A 17,681-nucleotide genomic window follows, 5' to 3' on the forward strand; every position below is an offset into this window, starting at 1 on the left:
TTATCATGGATGTGTACACGTAAGTCACGCTAACTATGGATTAGCGAACAAAAAAAGAATTGGAAATGGAAGGTTTTTTACGTTGTAAAGAGTATGAAATGAGTGTAGAAAAAATATGAACCAGAAAGTTAAAAGGAGATCGGTGGCGAGTGTGCTCAATTTCTAATCTATTTTTTAGGTAACCAAAAACTGTTTCAATAATAGATCTTTTCCTTAAAAAAATCTTCTCATTTAGAGAGATTAATGCGTTTTTCATCCCTTTTTTTATCTTGGTAACAAGCTTTAAATTTCTATCAAGTAATTGTAGAAATAGACCTTTTTGGATATAACCTTTATCTCCAAATAATAAACCCGTTAGTTTTTTAGTCAGATCTAAAACTGGCTTTCTATCGTCAATGTTACCTCTGGTTAGCGTAACACCTTGAATTTCGCCTATTTCATTGATTACTACATGTAATTTAAAACCAAAAAACCAGCCATAAGTGCTTTTGCTTAATTTTGCAATTCCAGTAAAAACTTTATTTTTAGATATTCTTTTTGCATGACAGACCGTGATAGGAGTTGAATCAATGTAGGAAATACCTGTATTTTTTGCCTGCTCACATAACCACTGTAGCAACATTGCTAAATACCATAAAACTCGAGGTTTTAGCGCAATAAATCTATCATAAGAAGGTAGTCTGGAAAAGTCTGACTTATGCAGCAACTGTAAGTAACATATGTAAAATGATTTAAAGTTTTCATATCTAGATTGCTGATATAACAGAATTATTGTTATAATTTCGGAATGCGTTATTTCTGGCACTCTTGTAGGTTTTTTACCATTGGATAATAATCTACCTGCAAAATTTTTGTCTATTATTTTACAATAATCATCTACAAAACAGAATAATTCTGTTACATTCTTATTCACTGGGTAACCTCCTATTATCTCTAAAATACTGGAGTTTACCTTCTTTTCTTCTTCTCTTCTAATCCATAGTTAGCGTGTAAGTCAAGTTTTGCCAACCACCATATGAATCCTACAGTCTGTAGAACTATTGTTATTATTACCGCTATTGGGATTTTTTGCTTTTTCATGTGAAAATATTAACTTGGTAAGGTTTATCTTTATTGTGCCTTGACCTTAATACAGCTACATCTCTTGGATTTTTTCCATCTGTGTCTCTAATGGTAGGGTCTGAACCTTTGTCTAATAAAAATCTAATTATCTCCAATTTGCCTTCATATGTAGCTGCATGTAAAGGTGTCCATCTTTCATATTTCGTAGCATTTATATCAACTCCTTTTTCTACTAGGAATTTTACAACCTCTGCACATCCCTCTTCTGCAGCATAATGTAGTGCTGTTAATTTAGGGATCTGCACATTAATATCTAATAGATTTTCTACTAAGAATTTTACAGTCTCTAAGTTACAATTTTGAGAAGCAATGCGTAATATCGTTTTATAATTATCTGCAGCCTTTGCCTTCATGTAGGAATAGGTAGCAATAATACATACTATTACTGTTATAAGCCACCAAAAATGCAGCTTGTTTTTTGTATCTTGACCCAATTTATCCATATTCAACATCTTTTTAATATTAAATAGATCATTTACTCATTTTTTATTAACATTACTTACTCAAAGATGCTGACAACATAGTAAGGTAACCTGAGCTATTTAAAGTATGCTCCGCTCTATTAACTATCCATTCACCATCTACCGCTTGGTTAAAGTCTATAAGATTAAGTTTAGCTTCTGCAAAAATTTGAGGATTACCAGGCATAGTTATATCTAAAGCTTCATTGTTACGCTTCAATTGTTTCAACTTGGCATTTGCTGCACTCAGCGCTGACTCTGCATTAGAGTAAAGTTCCAGCATAATATAACTTGGCTCGCTACTACCAACTGTTTCTTTAATAGTTTCGCCCTTTTCATAGCTATGCCACTTTGCCACTACTGAATTATACTTATCACGTACGGTAAAATGTACTTTCCAGTTAATTGTATCTTGAGGTCTAATAGTCGTTGTTCCTAAAGCTTTTCCTGTGGCTGATTTTGCCATATTCTTTGAAATAAACAATATATACCCACCAGCTAATTTTGCCATTGCTTCACGCTCTGTTGCGATCTTTGTTAACAGACTTATATCACTTTCATCTGCCTGATTAATATGGGGTATCAATACATTCTTAAATTCCTTAGCGACTTTGTATCCATATCCATGTTTTTGGGCTATTTCTTTTACTAAGTTTTCTATGGTAATTTGGCGCCATTTTTTTGATACTTTTGCCTTCAAAGATATTCTTAAATTTGTTGCATGAGCTTTGATTAGTAGAGTCTTAGGTGGACCCTGTATAGTCACTTCGTTGACTGTATATATATCCATTGGAAAGATTCCAAATTCCTTATAACCTAGTGCTATGTTCAATTCATTCGGAATATCTATGTCTTCATCCCTGTAATTAACACACACTTCAACTACATCATCTATTATTCCTGATTCATCTGTAAGGTGCAATGATATAACTCTATCTTTAATTGATTCACATTTATCTATTATAAAATCTGGCTGCATTTATTCCCAGACCTTTAATTTTGACTTTTGTACTATTTTCTTAATAGTAGGAAGCTTTATCTTTAATCCTGCAGGCAAAAAGCTTCCGTATTCTGCCAAACCTAAGTTCTCTGCTAGTACTAATTCCACTACTCCATCAGTAAATCCGTAATGTTTCCAGCAAATCAGATCTAACATCTCATTTTCTTTACTCACATAGTATACAGTCATCTATAGCTTTTTAAACTCAAACTAAATTCAACTTTTCTTGGTAGTCCATTAGGTAAAAAATACATCTGCTTTTCTTCTAACCTAGTAATTACGAATTGTCCTAAAATATTACCTAAACTATCTACTAAAATATGTGGTTTTTCAGCTTCTTTCACACTCTTTAATTGATTTAGCCCGTTGAGATTATGCAGATAAATCATTCCTTCTAAATCTATATTTTCTACACCTTGACCGATATTTTGTAATAGTGGCATATTTTCAATACACTCAATCGTGCTCCAACGATTTTCTTTGCTATACTTTAAACTTGTGGGAGCAAACTTATACGGACCAAGAGATAGCATCAATAAAATGTCTCTACCGTATCAAATAAAACATTACGTGACTTTTCTCTTATCCTTTTTATTACTTCATCTGCAAGACTACGAACATCTTGGTTAGGTTCTGCTTTAATGCTGATAGTGTAATTATTAGTGATGTTCTGAGTTTTATTTTGTTCTTTATTTTCAAACTTACTCCTTGCAAATATCTTATCGCTCTCTTTCTCCTCAATAAGGCTTTTGACTCTGAAGCTATTTTTATTTTTCTTTGAAAATTCTTTAATTATACTGTTACCTAGCACAGGATTTCCACTGTTGAGAATATTACTCTTTATGGAAGTATGGACTGCTTTTATTTCAGTTTTTCTTTTTTCAAATTCTTTCAGTGGGCTATTTTCCAATACTTTTCCAAATACACTTTCCCCTATCCATGAAAAAGCTTTTCCTATAGGTTCAATGAGTGATTTCCAAAAGCTAGAGAAAAAGTCTTTTACCTTTTGCCAGTTAGTTATAACAAGTGCTGCGCCAGTGACAAGTCCAGTAATTAAAAGTCCTATAGGGTTACTCATTATAGCGAGTGTTACTGCTCTTAGTCCTGTTACTACTGCAGGAAAAACTGTAGCTGATAAAAATGAAAATACTCCAAGTAGGTTTGCTTTCAGACTAAAAATCGTACTTCCTAGCAATGTAAATCCGTATCCTAGTCCCACTGCTACAACTTTTAAACTTATCAAGGCTGCTACAGTACCCATGATTGCTTTGGTTAAAGTTGGATATTTTTCTGCAAATAACGCTATGCTTCTAGTTTTTTCTTGTAAAAATTCAGCTATAGATTTTAAAGTAGGCAGCATCACTGAACCCAGGTTCATACCAACTTCAGCTATTGCGTTGCGAAGAAGTCGTAATTTACTGGCTGTGGTGTCTACACGGTTTTGAAATTCTTTCTGCAACGAGCTCTTGTACTCTTCTGTGTCAGCTAGTAACCTTATAGCATTTTCGTATTTGTTAAAACTTCCAGCTAATAATGCAATATCATCTTGATATTCCTGACCGAAAAGTTTCATAAGGATTGTAGAACGTTCCTGGTTATCCATTTTCTTTAGAGCTTGAAAAAAGTAGAGTAATGCTTCTTCGCCGTTTTCGCTTATTCTTTGTACTATTTCTTCTGCAGTTATTCCCATTTGCTCTAATGCTGCTTTAAAATCCCCTCCTTGTTCTTCAGCAGTCTGAAGTTTACTAAGTAGAGCATTTATAGCAGTTGCAGCTTTTGCTGGTTGTTTACCTAAACTAACGAAGACATTTACTAAACTACTTGTTTCCTTGATGTCAAGACCAAATTGTTTTGCAGTACCACCAACTATTGCTAGAGCTTCAACCATATCTTTTGCTTTGGCAGCAGTGTTATCTGATAAGTGATTGATTACATTACCAACGTATTCCATTTTACTAACATCAATTCCATAAACGTTAGAGAGTTTAGCTATAGAATCACCTGCTTGCTCTGCAGACATATCAAATGCTGTAGACATTTTTGCCACTGTTTCTGTAAACATAAAAAGATCTTCTTTCTTGATACCAAGTTGACCACCACTTGCAGCTATTTGTGCCAGTTCTGCGGCTGATAATGGTATAGTACGTGACATCTCTTTTAACTTCTTTGCAAATTTAGTTGCTTCATCCGTTCCTTTTTTAAAATCTACCACTTTTGTAACATCAGCCATAGCACTTTCAAAGTCAATTGCAACTTTAACTGGAGCTGCAAGCGTTAGCCCTAGCCCAATAGTCTCTATAATTTGTGACTTAAAATGTGCTTTGCTTGCTAAAAAACTTTGGTGACTACGTATTGCAGATCCAAGCTTACCATACTTACCTTTTAATACTTCAATAGAAGAGCCAAGTTTATGTTGGTCACTTACTAAGTACTTAATATTTCTTCCACTTTTTCTTACTTCTTCATTAAATGAATGCAAAGCATCTCTCTTTTTCAAATATGCTTCTTTTGCTTTTATTGCAGAGGTTTTGGCCTTGTCAAATTCTGCTTTTAAAGTTTTGCTCGGTTTCTCTATTGCCTTCATTTGTTTAGCTAAAGATTTTACTTGATCTTCAAAGCCTTTCCATGACCTCTTGCTAGTCAAAACATCATGACCTAACTGCTTAAACTTTGATACTGATTTTAAAGATGAGTCAAGCTTTCTTATATTCTCACCAAGATGAGTAAGTTGACTGCTACTTCCTTTTATTACAGTACTGAAACTGCCATCTAAAACTGCTCCGATTTTTATAGATAATGTTGACATTGTACCTTCCTCGCTGCTTTATGCCATAAGATAAATTCATTAATCTCCATATCAAGTATTTGTTCAACCCCGCCTCCTACAACAGAGCTGAACATTAATACTTCTAATCTCAAGTTTTTTGGATAATCGGTGAAAAAAAATCCTTTAATACCTCTTGAATTTTCACATAATCAGCAATATCTAACTCTTCAATTGCTTCTTTTGCAACTGATGTCAAATTGGCAGTCAAAGTTACTTCTTTACTAAGGTCACTACCATTTAAGCGTTCAATTGCAAGATAGTCTCTAACTTTTGGACGTCTAACAGTAAGTTCTGAGACAGAAATTCCATCAACTGTTATTGGGTTATTAAGTGTTATAGCTTGCATGTTCCTCCTTAAAAAGTTAATTAAATAAAAGTCTATATCGGCTTTTACATAACTAATTTTTTTGTATGGTGCTATAAATAGGATTAGCTTTGATAAGAATCTTTTCTGTGTTCAATTGAAGTAATAACTACTGTATGTTCTGGTACATCTATATAATAAAGTATACGATAGGTACTCACCCGTAAACTACGTTGTCCACTTAAGTTATGCTTTAATGGCTTTCCAAGTCCAATTGGATCAACTGTTAGACGCTCCATTATTGCCTTCTTAATCATTAACTTTACTTTTGCTGGAAGAGCCGGAATGTCTTTCTTTATAACAGATTCTGAATAGTCTATATTGTAAGACTTAACCCCAGAAGGCATCTTGATGTTTAACCCTCTTTTCTTTATAGCGTTTGTCAGCAATCTTAGATAATTCCATATCTTCAATTTCTTCTTCCATTAATTCAGTTAATAACTTTAAAACGGACTTGTCTTGAGATTGTGCTACACTAACAAGTAAACCAGTTAGCTGCTCTATGGAATTTGTATGAGCTTTAGAATCCATATTAACTATATACCTACAACTTCTTATATTTTAACATTTTTATGTAATTTTGTCAACCATATTAGATCCCTAGAATCGTTTGTAGCAAGGCCATCTGATCAACACCATTTATCTTTCTTATCATATTTTCAGCATCGATCTCTATCAGCTCATTGCTACCTATCGTAAGTTTATAATAATGAGCAGCTACAGTACACTTCAGCGTTGCTTTTTCAGCAGGTTTCCAGCTACCAAAATCAAATTCTTTAAAAATGCCTCTTAAATTGATTATTACTGCTCCAATATCATTACTTCCACTACCTTGCATTCCACCTCTGAGCGTCAAAGATACCGAATTTCCATTTATCAACCCAAATAGCCGAAAGAGCTCTGTATCGTATTCAGCAAAAGTGAAATCTGCTTCAAGCTTTTCCATGCCCATGTCAATATTTATTGGAATATCCATACCACCAGCACGGTACTCTTCTGTTTTTATGGTAAGCTTTGGTAGCGTAATTTCATCTATTTTTCCTGCATAACCACGACCATCTACAAATACGTTAAAATTTCTCAGTATTTTGGGTTCTCTAATTGCATGAAAGTCAATAATAATTTTTTATATCATTGAAAATATTTTTTGATGTAAAATTCAACTCTAATACAATTTTTCATTCAAGACTTCTGTGATTAGGCTGTGTAGTGTTATTGCTTGCATGAGTTTCCTTCTATAAGAAATAAAAACTTAAATACCTAAAACTGTCTGCAGTAAGGCCATTTGATCAACACCGTTAATTTTACGAATCATATTCTCAGCATCGATTTCAATAAGCTCATGACCAGATATGGTGAGTTTATAATAGTGAGCTGCAACTGTGCATTTAAGGGTTGCTTTCTCAGCAGGTTTCCAGCTACCAAAATCAAATTCTCTGAATATTCCCCTGAGATTGATTACTACAGCTTTAATATCGTTACTACCACTCCCTTGCATTCCACCTCTGAGTGTCAAAGCTACTGAATTCCCATCTATCAAACCGAAAAGCCTAAATAGCTCTGAATCATACTCTGCAAAAGTAAAATCAGCTTCAAGTTTTTCCATGCCCATATCAATGCTAATTGGTATGTCCATACCCCCTGCACGGTATTCTTCTGTTTTGATAGTGAGCTTCGGCAGAGTTATTTCATCTATTTTCCCAGCATAACCTCTACCATCAACAAATACGTTAAAGTTCTTTAAAATTTTTGGCAACATCTTTCTATACTCTAAAATATAAAATATTTTTTTATTAACCATCCCAAATCGGATACCGTTACTTCATCCTATTCAGTCAAAGGCTGACAGTTACAATACTGATATTCTATCTTTAAATTGATACAGCTAATGAATATGAGGATAAATACGTCCACACATACTTAAAGTATTTATCCTCATATTCATTAAGCTTATAAAAACTAAGGTATCATTCTTTCCCTCCATAATCTTAATGATTTTACATAAGTTAAAACAGCTTGCTTCCATGGTTCTCTCCGCGGTCTGATATGGCTAGTTTAATTTTAGCCAAGCCGCACTATATTTGTTAGGCGGAAGCGGACGGCAAAATGTAACACACGAAGTCTATGCTTCAACCAAAAATCTTGCTTATCCCTTCCATCGGCATTGCTATCTTTACTCCACATAAAATTATATACTTTCTCCTAAGAAACTCACTCAACTAACTCTTCTTGTTGAACTAATATGTAGCTAAATTCGCTCGCTTGCATTTATTTACAACAAAACTCTGTTTTGCTTACCAACATTCTATGCATAATTACAGACAACTTTCGTGCTACAGCAATAATTGCTTTCTTCGTACCCTTCTTTTTTAGAAGCTTTAACCCCCAGCTTCTCAATTTAAATGTCCTTTTACATATTGTCAGTAAGACTTGCGCAGCTTCGTACAACATATTCCTACATTCTACTGGTCCCATTTTTGATATACTTCCATGCCTATCAATCTCCCCAGAAGCATACTGTCTTGGGCTTAACCCTAAATAGGCTCCAACTGCATAAGATGTTTCAAACCTATATGGATTATCTATTGCAGCTTTGTATGTCATTGCTACTATAATACCAACTCCTGGAACAGTAGTTAATAATTTACAATCCTCATCTTTTTTGCCTTGCTCTAAAATTATTTTGTTAAGCTTTCTCATTGATTCTTCTATTGCTTCTAAGCTATTTACCAATAATTCAATTGAGTTTTTGCTAATCTCATCTAGGTTGTTGATTATTTCTTGCACTTTTAAAGAGAAGCTTACAGAACTAGAACTTTGACTAACTTTTATCCCATGTATTTTTAATAACCCTCTTATTGTCCCAGCAATTTCCTCTCTGCTGCGTTTTAACTGTCTTCTGCTTCCAAGTGCTATTTTAATTTGACAAGACTCATCTGATTTTACTAATACTTCTTTATATAATCCAGCTCTCATCATTTGAGCTATACCCCTTGCGTCATTTTTATCGTTCTTATTGATCCTTGCAGACAATGCTGCTGCCATATGCCTTGCATCTACACAAATTACTGGCAATCCAAAGCCCCTCAACCCTTTGCACATTGATATTGACAGTTGTCCACTTTCTATCCCTATGGATTCGTATTCTTTGCTTTGACTAAGCAGAAATTTAGCTATCACACTGCTTTCACTTGTAACAACTTCTTCTTTAACAATTTTTCCTTTCTCATCAACAATACTTATAAAAGTTTCTTTTAATGAGATATCTAACCCGCTATAATATTTCATGAGACTACTCCTACTGTAAAAGTTTAAATTACTTTTGAAGAACTAATTCTATTGAATTTGTTACTTCGTACTAAAATAATGGAGTATGTCTCTCCATCATTCAATAGCAATTACAGTATGTAACACTTCGCTTTCTCCTAACTTATTACACTATTATTTACAAGATGGGATCTGAATATTATTTGCTCAGCTGGATATGGCGGTGTAAACTTAAAATCAAAATACACTTTTCCGCTTGCAATATTTGCCGGTGTATTGAGTTCGGGAGTTGCATAACATTTTCCACTGATAATTGCTCCTTGCGCTTTTAAACTTGCAAGGTAAGAATTCACCCCCTCAATCACATCATCTATATAAGTTTTTGTGATATTGCGATCAACTGCCCAGAGATGAGCTCGAAGTAAACTATCGTTAATTAAATCTGCAGTGCGCCTTACTGATAGAAAAGCCCATTTCGAATCGTTTGAACATGTTCTATTGCCCCAAAGCCTATAGCCATTTTGATGAATTATCGTCGTTACTTCATTTTCATTTAAATGGTTTGCTCTACAGTTTGTATTACCGAGCATAAAATCAATAGGCCTGCTTGTTCCAACAATACCATTTATCTCTTTATTTGAAGGTGAGTGCCAGAAGCCTTGCTCGCTATCTATCTTAGCTATTAAACCAGCTACAAATGAACTTGGAGGGAGAATTTCTTCTTTTCCTTCAATAAAAACCTTAACCCACGGATCAACAACATAAACTCTTGAGCTGCCTACACTTTTTCTCCATTTTATTGCTTCTTCATCATTGGTATTTGGTCCATCTGCTACTATTATTGCTCTTAGCTTTTCTGCTATAGGAATTAAAGCGCTAACCACTGGATTTCCAGCATCTCCAGATAATTGATGAGTAAACTGAGGTGCAATTAGTATTCTTGGCGCAACATGAACTATGCTTTCACTGCTTAAGAACGCTTGAATTCCCTGATATTCTCCAGTTTCTTCGTTAACTCCACCAATGACATTGCTGAGCGTCTCTTCTACTTTCTCCTCAACTCGAATAACTACTACTGTTGCACCAATTTGGGAAAAAATTGCATTAATAGCTGAAGGCAAAGTCCCAGATTGACCAAGTTTTGCTGCTTCTTTTAAGCTTCCTGCTATTAATATTGGTTTATTTAGTGGAAACTTTTGCCCGTCAGCATCAGGTGCAGTACCAATTACTCCAATTACCGATGATTTAGCTGTTCGTACTGTCCTCGCTCCTGAGGTAACCTCGATAACATTTACTCCATGTAGAAACTGTTCTGTCATTTCTTTTTCCCCTTTTCAACTTTCTTGCATTTTTTGTTTACAATCATCTAGCAAAGTTTGCAGCTCTTCCTTACTTTTAGCTTCACCGATTTCCCTTTCAGCTATATCCACCAATTCTTCGCACTTGATTATTGCTTTTTTCGCTCTTTTTGCTTTTTCCTGAATTATTCTTGCCATTTCTACTACTGAAATTCCTCGGACTTTTGCTAATGGCTCTATAATTTCTGCATCTTTTTTGTCTATAGATTCTGGTGCTGCTAAAATGTTCTCTGCGGCTTTTGCTTGTATTTCGTACGACTTAGACTTCTGATGAGAATATCCTGCGTATTGGTGAGTATAGTTATCATAATAAGCATGAAGATTAGAAAGTGCAGAAAACTTCGCATTTTGTAGTAACTCCAATTCAATATCTTCTTGATTCCGCTGAGCAATTTTGCCTCCTTCTGTTAAACAATAGCTTTTTTGCCAATCAAAATCTTCTGGTGCTTCATACCAATCATTTTCAGTTGGCTTGCTTTCAAGTGTTGTTGTTTCTACTTGTTTATCATTTTCAAATCTAATGTAGATAGACATTGTTTGTTACCTCCAAATCTCATACGTGTTAGATAATCCTGGACATTGCCAAGCTTTTAGCGTTCTCTCCACATCTACTTCAAGTCCTGTAGTTAGAACATTGCTACGTATGTTATAAATCCCCCACTGAATAAATTGACCATAGTTGTGTACATAATTTGATGCAAGCATACCTTGACTAACTTGTGTTCTGGAATACAGGTAAGATGATGTGTAAAGTAATATTGCAACTGTTTTTCCTGCTGGAATCTCCACATTACCAGATCCAGCTAATTTGCTATCAGAACTCGTGTATTGGTAAACATTTTTCCATATTATTCTTGAAATTCTTGATTTATTAGAATTGGTATTATCTGGTGTTCCCACAAATAATCCTGCTCCCCCATACTCCGTACTCGAATACGATGATCCAACAAATTCCATTGTCTTATTTATGTTCACATTGGTTGTATTTTTTACAAATACTACTCCAAGTGCAGCATACGGGTAATATAGTATTTTCTAAAATGGATGATAAAGTTCCATTATGGTATTACCAACCAAAAGCTGTAAGTCTGTATATTTATACATGAGAGGTCTGAGGCGGCTTTTGATGGTATGCCAACAGTATTCTATAGGATTCAAATCTGGTGAATATGTTGGAAGATACAGCAAATGACAGCCAAAAGACTCTATTAATGATTTTGTTTTAGTGGTCTTATGAAATGTAGCATTATCCATAACTATAGTTGTGCCAAGTGGCAATTTAGGTAATAACATCTTCTCCAACCATGTATTGAATACCTCTTTGTCACACCCACCTTTGAAAGTCATTGGTGCAATAAATCTCTTTCCAATCCACCCGGCTACTATACTGATTCTCTCTCGAGTTCTCCCTGGAATATCTGCATAAATTTTCTTTCCTCTTGGAGCGCGTCCATATTCTCGGTATAACTTATTATCAACTCCTGCTTCATCTATATATAAGATGCTGGAATGGTCTATTTTTGAGATTTTATCAATAAATTGCTCCCTATCTTCTTGATTGCGCTCTTGATATAGTGTGACTTTTTTTTAAAGTAATTTTTAGCTGTTTTAGTCTATACCAAATTGAGTTTATTCCAAATCCAAGATTTTGTTTCATCTCTGCCAGAGTATGATCTGGATTCTTTGTAACATATTCTTCGAGTATTTTGGGGTCTATTTTTCGAATAAAGCTACCGTTTTAGATGGCTTGAGGCTTTCACCAGCAGCTTTCTTTTTTAACCAACGGTACAGAGTTGCTATTCCTATCTCCATAAGCTCTGCTACCTCAACCTTTGTCTTACCTTTTTCTATCATCAATACTGCCTTTTCCCTTAAATCCACACTATATGCCATTATAACTCAAATACTTTATTATACCTTTATCATTTACTTTAGGAAATACTATAATGTTCCAAAAAGTAAGATTAATGCTGAGCAAATACTAGTAGTTTACCGAATAAGATGGCAAATTGAATTATTGTTCAAATTATATAAGAGTAATATAAGGCTTGATAAGCTGAGAGGAAAGCCATACAGAGTATTATGTGAGCTATATGCCAAATTGTGTGCAATTCTTATATTTCATGGAATAGTGGGTTGCACAGAACTGAAAAAAATACGGAGCTTAGCTTAACAAAGGCATTTATTGAGCTAAAAAGACGGGTTAGAGAGTTATTTTTAGCACTAAATAATAAAATTAAAAGCTTAAATATTTTTCTCAAAAAGCTTACCATAACTTGGTTGCAATTTTCATTAAAAGACAAGTACAGAAAAACTAGGGTATCTACCTTAACTTCTCTAAATTTGCTCACAATCTTTTAACTTGACACGTATGGTTAAATAAACTGTGTCAAACCGCATTTTTAATTCAACTCTATAAGAAAAAAAGATATCAAGTTGAGACATAGTCAAAGCCCAATCATGTATAGGCATAGCCCATTTTTCTCCTACCTTTTTTATAGCACAATATACCTGTTCATACAAGGCATTTGTGCTAGTAAATGAGCCCTTAGTTTTAGTAAATTTTCTGATCTGTCTATGTAACCCTTCAATAGGGTTTGTGGTATAAATTAATTTTCTTACAGGGCCGGAATATTTAAAATAACTAGACAGATTTTCCCAATTATTCTCCCAAAACTAAAGTATATTTTTCTCCCCATTTTTCCTCTAGCTCAAGCAAATAATTTTCGGCAATTTCTCTACTTGCAGCACGGTATATTTTTTTCAAATCATTCATGAAAATTTTCACATCTTTGCTCGATGCATATTTCAGTGAATTTCTTATCTGATGTACAATACATAGTTGTATTTCTGCTTTAGGAAATACACTGTTTATTTAGGAAAGCTTTTTAGCTCATCTACACATACAATCAGGATATCTTCTACTCCTTTCTCTTTTAAGTCATTTAACATCCCTAGCCAAAAGTTAGCTCCCTCACTTTCTGCTATATAAAAACCTAAAACTTCTTTCCTTTCATTCTGCTAATATATTCTACATATATTTACTTACGCAATGACCGTCTTCTTTGACCTTAAAAAACCATAAACACTATTGGATACACTGATTGCAGTGGACGACTACGCCACTCATTGATTACAGGCAATAATTTATCAGTAATACTTGATATCTCTGCTACAGATATTTTATATCTCTTCTACATGCGACGCTATATCTCTATATACCATGCCACTGGCATATGTACTTAAAACCTTTGCTTCAAGTTCGAGGTGTAGTCTTGTTTGCCTTTTTCTGACTACTTGTGGCTCAAAGCTTCCTTCCCTATCTCTTGGTGTCAATAACTCAAATGAACCTGCACTTGTCCGTAAAGTCTTTGAATTTCTTCGGTTATTTTCTTCGCTTTTAGCCGACAAGTGATTTTTTTATTTCACCTTCCAGACTCGCTTCCAGTAGCCTTTTTACAAACGGTGTTAATGCACCATCTCTTTCCGTCAATGGTGTTCCTTCTCGTATAGACGATAAGATATTTGTTTCTAATTCTTTATAGTCTACCAAACCGGTAGTTCTGTTTGCTTGACTCATTGTCAAACCTCCATTTTTTGTTTCTATTTTATTTTTACTTCTCGGTTTGATACAGTTTATTTAACACTTCCCTAAGTACGTAAAAAAAACACTCCTATACTGAAAGTACAAGCATTTGTTGAGATTATTAGGAATGTAAAACCTAGCAGAAATCTTGATAATTCAAACGCTGAACAACTTCAAGCTATTGATAGAAAAATCCCTTAATTGTACATAGGCCAAGTTGGCTTATGTGTTCTTATTCTCACTTTGTAAACATGCCAATAATTTTATCCACTATTCCACCCATATTTGCTTCAGCTTGAGTATGCGCTATTTTACCACCGTGTGAAATTAATTTAGGATCTGCACCAGGTGATATATTAACAAATTTACTACCAACAACTCCACTGCTAGCGATTAGAGCTGAACTATCAATTGGCAACTTTATGTCTCTGCTTATGCACATATCGATTCGTGCTATGTAGGTAGCTTTGTCAAGCGATACACCAGTTATGCTTCCGATTTCTACACCAGAGATCTTGACACTATCACCAACCCCTACACCGTTAGCATCAGTAAAAAGGCCATGTATTTTATAGCAATCCTTATAGTTTCTCTTTATGTAAGATAGCTTATTAATAGCGAAGAAGACAAGAAAAATAGTGAAAATTAATACAAATGATCCAGCAATTATTTCAAGTATATTTGACCTTCGCATCTTTAATTATTAGGATTCCAGCTTTCATAGTAGTTTTTCACCTTTTGATTTGGGTAGTATGCACCTTTCGTACCTGTTAAATTAGGAGTTTTTCTTTTGTTATTATTAACTGGTACTTCATTATTAGTATAATGCAGCCATATATGCCATTCTGGAGGAATTGTTGTGGGCTCAGAAACATTACCATATATTACCCATCTTTTCCCTTTACTTGACTCATAGTAAGAATTTCCGTTTTCATCCCTACCTATAAGTTTACCTTTTCTCCTTAATAAGTTTGTTACTGCATTATAAATTTTAGATAACATAAAGGTATTAAAACAAAAAGTATTATATATACTAATACTTTAACGATGTATTAACAACAGTTTAATGCAATTACCAATTCTACAAGTTATTATACCAATAATTGCATCGATGTTCTGCTTTCTTACCAGGAAACATAGGGTGTCCTGGTTTATCTCTTTTTTTACAACGGCAGCTACTTTCTTTATTTCATTAATGTTGCTAGTGAAAACATACAATGGTGAAATTATAACTTATTATCTTGGAGATTGGGCTCCTCCATACGGAATAGAGTTGAGAATTGACATATTGAACTCCTTGATTCTAACTTTGGTGAATTTTATAGCGCTGATTAGTGTGCTTTATAGCTTTCATATTAATGAAAAAGAGATTAGCAAAAACAAAATCTCTGGTTTTTACTCTCTATTTCTACTGTGCCTAAGTGGATTACTTGGGATTTTAGTCACAAATGACATATTCAATCTTTATGTCTTTTTAGAAATTTCATCTCTTTCTTCTTATGTTTTAGTTTCAATGGGAAGGGATAAGAAAGCTTTAGTTGCAGCATTTGAATACCTCATTAGTGGTACTCTAGGAGCAACATTTTACTTGTTTGGCATCGGCCTTTTATACTCTATGACCGGAACGCTCAACATGTCTGACATGGCTGAAAGAATAGTACCATTATACGATAATAACATCATAAGACTTGGTACATTATTCATTTTTGTTGGTCTCTCAATCAAAATGGCACTGTTTCCACTCAGCAGATGGCTGGTTAACGCATATAGTGAAGCACCTAGCTTCATTAGCATATTTTTTTCAGGTACAGTAACCAAAGTGATGATATATGTTTTTATCAGAATCTTTTACACTGTTTTTCAGCAAAATTTTTTCTTACCACTAAGCAACGTGATGATCATCCTTGCGCTTTGTGCTGTTGTATTTGGATCAATATCTGCAATGATCGAAAAAGATATAAAAAGACTGTTTGCTCACTCCAGTATCAGTCAGATTGGCTATATAATTTTAATGCTGGGTTTAAATTCAAAAGCAGGTTTGTTTTCAGCAGTTCTTCACATAGTAAATCATAGCATGATAAAAACGTCTTTATTCATGACTGCAGGGTGTATTTCTTATAAGTTTGGTATGACAAAAATAGAAAATTTATCAGGACTAAAAAAGTCAATGCCCTATACAACACTTGCATTTACTCTACTTAGTTTCGCATTAATCGGTGTACCTTTGACAAATGGCTTTGTAAGTAAGTGGTATATGATGAAAGCAATTATCGAATCTCATGCATGGATTTCCCTTGCAGTTTTTGCTGCTGGCTCTTTTCTTGCACTAATATATATGTGGAGGGTGGTAGAGAAAATGTATTTTGAAAATAGCGCAGCATCAAACGCTGGAATGACACTTAATGAGGTACCATTACTTATGCTCTTTTGTCTATTATTTATGGCAATTTTAACGGTAATAACTGGGATATATAGTAGTCCAATTCGGTTGGTAATTAATAAATTTGCTTTTTGATTTTCTTATGTTTTATTGTATCTAAAAGTCTGTAAAGTTTTCGCTATGGATAAGCTGAAGAAGATTCACTTATTATTAGTCATTAACGTAATAGCTCTGTTTTGCGTTGGCATTGTTATTCAATATTCTTCTGCTGGAGGAAAGTGGGCTCCATTTGCAATTCACCAATTGGTCATATTCTCTTTCTTCCTTTTGCTTGCTATAGCTATGTCATTTATAGAGCTAGATTTTTATTTGAAGCACGCTTATTTTTTTTACATAGCAGCAGTAATTGCGCTGTTAGCAGTAAATTTTTTTGGCTCGCATATAATGGGTGCAACGAGATGGATAAGAATTGGGTCAATTAGTTTACAACCATCAGAATTTGTAAAAGTGGGCTTAATACTTGCACTTGCTCATTATTTTAATAAACAAAGTGTGTATAAAATGATGAAATTTCAAAGTTTATTTAAGCCACTTATAATTATTTTCTTACCTGTATTCCTTGTATTGAAGCAACCTAATTTAGGAACAGCTGTAATAATATTGTTTATAGGAGCATCAATTATATTCACAGCAATAATGGAAAGACCTCATTTAATAATTTTTGGAACTCTTGGCATTTTCGCAATACCAGCTATTTGGCCTTTTTTGCGCCCTTATCACAAGCAAAGGATATTATCATTTTTGGATTCATCAGTAGATCCACTTGGAATAGGTTATAATGCACAGCAATCTCAAATAGCTATTGGTTCAGGAGGTTTATTTGGTAAGGGATTTGTTAATGGGAGTCAAACTCAACTTGGATTTTTGCCAGAGAAACGCACAGATTTTGCTTTTGCGGTACTTAGTGAGGAATGGGGGTTCTTAGGCAGCATGGCTTTGATTTTACTCTATACCACATTGCTTGCTATAATATTCTCCATTGCTTACAGGTCAAAAAATTACTTTTCTAAGTTAATATCTATCGGGGTTTTTGCCTTTTTTAGTGCTCATTTCTTTATAAACATTGGAATGACAATAGGCTTCTTACCTATAATAGGTGACCCACTTCCATTTCTATCCTATGGCGGAAGCACAACTGCTGCGAGCTTAATATGTATAGGATTGCTACTTAGTTCCGTGGCATCTACAAAGAACTTAAAGCTAAGTTTCCGATTTCACCCATAGAAAGAGCTTAGACAACCATCACTCTGCTAATG

Annotated in this window: 21 protein-coding genes and 3 pseudogenes; 3 read left to right on the top strand and 21 right to left on the bottom strand. The window is 34.2% G+C overall.

The genetic code is table 11. The annotated features are described in order from the left end of the window. Positions 1 to 40: 40 nt before the first annotated feature. From OM962_RS02035 to OM962_RS02120, 18 genes and pseudogenes are all read right to left on the bottom strand, one after another. Positions 41 to 913, bottom strand: a complete 873-nt coding sequence (locus OM962_RS02035; RefSeq protein WP_264330502.1) for an IS982 family transposase — start codon at positions 911 to 913, stop codon at positions 41 to 43. A 163-nt stretch (positions 914 to 1,076) separates the two neighbouring features. Then, positions 1,077 to 1,565 carry an ankyrin repeat domain-containing protein gene (locus tag OM962_RS02040; protein WP_264330650.1) on the bottom strand — a complete coding sequence of 163 codons (489 nt, stop codon included), beginning with the start codon at positions 1,563 to 1,565 and terminating at the stop codon, positions 1,077 to 1,079. A gap of 52 nt (positions 1,566 to 1,617) precedes the next feature. After that, positions 1,618 to 2,562, bottom strand: coding sequence for a contractile injection system protein, VgrG/Pvc8 family (locus OM962_RS02045; RefSeq protein WP_264330651.1), 945 nt, complete (start codon positions 2,560 to 2,562; stop codon positions 1,618 to 1,620). Next, complete coding sequence (locus tag OM962_RS02050) at positions 2,563 to 2,772, bottom strand: tail protein X (protein WP_006015620.1); 210 nt, start codon at positions 2,770 to 2,772, stop codon at positions 2,563 to 2,565. Then, positions 2,769 to 3,116 carry a phage tail protein gene (locus OM962_RS02055; RefSeq protein ID WP_039950887.1) on the bottom strand — a complete coding sequence of 116 codons (348 nt, stop codon included), beginning with the start codon at positions 3,114 to 3,116 and terminating at the stop codon, positions 2,769 to 2,771. Before OM962_RS02055 ends, OM962_RS02050 begins: the two co-directional genes overlap by 4 nt. Then, entirely contained in the window at positions 3,116 to 5,389 is a 2,274-nt protein-coding gene (locus tag OM962_RS02060; RefSeq protein WP_264330652.1) for a phage tail tape measure protein, read from the bottom strand. Before OM962_RS02060 ends, OM962_RS02055 begins: the two co-directional genes overlap by 1 nt. A 109-nt stretch (positions 5,390 to 5,498) precedes the next feature. Beyond that, a complete protein-coding gene (locus OM962_RS02065) occupies positions 5,499 to 5,756 on the bottom strand; it encodes a phage tail assembly protein (RefSeq protein WP_010405430.1) in 258 nt (85 codons plus the stop codon). An 83-nt stretch (positions 5,757 to 5,839) separates the two neighbouring features. Further along, positions 5,840 to 6,013 (bottom strand): type II toxin-antitoxin system RelE family toxin, encoded by a 174-nt coding sequence (locus OM962_RS02070; protein WP_237357345.1) that lies wholly within the window; start codon positions 6,011 to 6,013, stop codon positions 5,840 to 5,842. Between the two features lie 91 nt (positions 6,014 to 6,104). Beyond that, positions 6,105 to 6,305 carry a hypothetical protein gene (locus OM962_RS02075; protein WP_264330653.1) on the bottom strand — a complete coding sequence of 67 codons (201 nt, stop codon included), beginning with the start codon at positions 6,303 to 6,305 and terminating at the stop codon, positions 6,105 to 6,107. Positions 6,306 to 6,366: 61 nt separating this feature from the next. After that, on the bottom strand, positions 6,367 to 6,876 hold the full coding sequence (locus OM962_RS02080) for a phage major tail tube protein (protein ID WP_319606748.1): 510 nt from the start codon (positions 6,874 to 6,876) through the stop codon (positions 6,367 to 6,369). 150 nt (positions 6,877 to 7,026) lie between these two features. Further along, complete coding sequence (locus tag OM962_RS02085) at positions 7,027 to 7,533, bottom strand: phage major tail tube protein (protein ID WP_319606749.1); 507 nt, start codon at positions 7,531 to 7,533, stop codon at positions 7,027 to 7,029. A gap of 509 nt (positions 7,534 to 8,042) precedes the next feature. Further along, complete coding sequence (locus OM962_RS02090) at positions 8,043 to 9,062, bottom strand: IS110 family RNA-guided transposase (RefSeq protein WP_264330655.1); 1,020 nt, start codon at positions 9,060 to 9,062, stop codon at positions 8,043 to 8,045. Positions 9,063 to 9,199: 137 nt separating this feature from the next. Further along, on the bottom strand, positions 9,200 to 10,360 hold the full coding sequence (locus OM962_RS02095) for a phage tail sheath subtilisin-like domain-containing protein (protein ID WP_264330656.1): 1,161 nt from the start codon (positions 10,358 to 10,360) through the stop codon (positions 9,200 to 9,202). Positions 10,361 to 10,375: 15 nt separating this feature from the next. Then, a complete protein-coding gene (locus tag OM962_RS02100) occupies positions 10,376 to 10,933 on the bottom strand; it encodes a hypothetical protein (RefSeq protein WP_264330657.1) in 558 nt (185 codons plus the stop codon). A 6-nt stretch (positions 10,934 to 10,939) separates the two neighbouring features. Next, positions 10,940 to 11,434, bottom strand: a pseudogene (locus OM962_RS02105) (hypothetical protein); the annotation flags it as partial. Then, positions 11,435 to 11,935, bottom strand: coding sequence for an IS630 family transposase (locus OM962_RS02110; RefSeq protein WP_319606738.1), 501 nt, complete (start codon positions 11,933 to 11,935; stop codon positions 11,435 to 11,437). It abuts the pseudogene before it with no gap. A 10-nt stretch (positions 11,936 to 11,945) separates the two neighbouring features. Further along, positions 11,946 to 12,125 (bottom strand): IS630 transposase-related protein, encoded by a 180-nt coding sequence (locus OM962_RS02115; RefSeq protein WP_319606739.1) that lies wholly within the window; start codon positions 12,123 to 12,125, stop codon positions 11,946 to 11,948. After that, complete coding sequence (locus OM962_RS02120) at positions 12,113 to 12,292, bottom strand: transposase (RefSeq protein WP_264330453.1); 180 nt, start codon at positions 12,290 to 12,292, stop codon at positions 12,113 to 12,115. Before OM962_RS02120 ends, OM962_RS02115 begins: the two co-directional genes overlap by 13 nt. A 52-nt stretch (positions 12,293 to 12,344) precedes the next feature. Here OM962_RS02120 and OM962_RS02125 point away from each other — a divergent pair. Then, positions 12,345 to 12,760: pseudogene (locus OM962_RS02125) on the top strand (transposase); the annotation flags it as partial. Here OM962_RS02125 and OM962_RS02130 read toward each other — a convergent pair. The 3 genes and pseudogenes from OM962_RS02130 to OM962_RS02140 form a co-directional block, all read right to left on the bottom strand. Then, positions 12,737 to 13,979 (bottom strand): annotated as a pseudogene (locus OM962_RS02130) (IS256 family transposase). The pseudogenes OM962_RS02125 and OM962_RS02130 sit on opposite strands and share 24 nt — an antisense overlap. 244 nt (positions 13,980 to 14,223) lie before the next feature. Next, on the bottom strand, positions 14,224 to 14,679 hold the full coding sequence (mlaD, locus tag OM962_RS02135) for an outer membrane lipid asymmetry maintenance protein MlaD (protein WP_006014110.1): 456 nt from the start codon (positions 14,677 to 14,679) through the stop codon (positions 14,224 to 14,226). A gap of 2 nt (positions 14,680 to 14,681) precedes the next feature. After that, positions 14,682 to 14,987 carry an NADH-ubiquinone oxidoreductase subunit NDUFA12 family protein gene (locus OM962_RS02140; protein WP_264330658.1) on the bottom strand — a complete coding sequence of 102 codons (306 nt, stop codon included), beginning with the start codon at positions 14,985 to 14,987 and terminating at the stop codon, positions 14,682 to 14,684. A gap of 64 nt (positions 14,988 to 15,051) precedes the next feature. Here OM962_RS02140 and OM962_RS02145 point away from each other — a divergent pair, with 64 nt between their 5' ends. Both OM962_RS02145 and rodA read left to right on the top strand, forming a co-directional pair. After that, positions 15,052 to 16,500 (top strand): proton-conducting transporter transmembrane domain-containing protein, encoded by a 1,449-nt coding sequence (locus OM962_RS02145; RefSeq protein ID WP_264330659.1) that lies wholly within the window; start codon positions 15,052 to 15,054, stop codon positions 16,498 to 16,500. Between the two features lie 45 nt (positions 16,501 to 16,545). After that, positions 16,546 to 17,649, top strand: a complete 1,104-nt coding sequence (gene rodA / locus OM962_RS02150) for a rod shape-determining protein RodA (protein ID WP_264330660.1) — start codon at positions 16,546 to 16,548, stop codon at positions 17,647 to 17,649. Positions 17,650 to 17,681 lie beyond the last annotated feature (32 nt).

It is taken from the genome of Wolbachia endosymbiont (group B) of Erebia ligea, from assembly GCF_947179575.1.
In the GTDB taxonomy this organism is placed as follows: domain Bacteria; phylum Pseudomonadota; class Alphaproteobacteria; order Rickettsiales; family Anaplasmataceae; genus Wolbachia; species Wolbachia pipientis_C.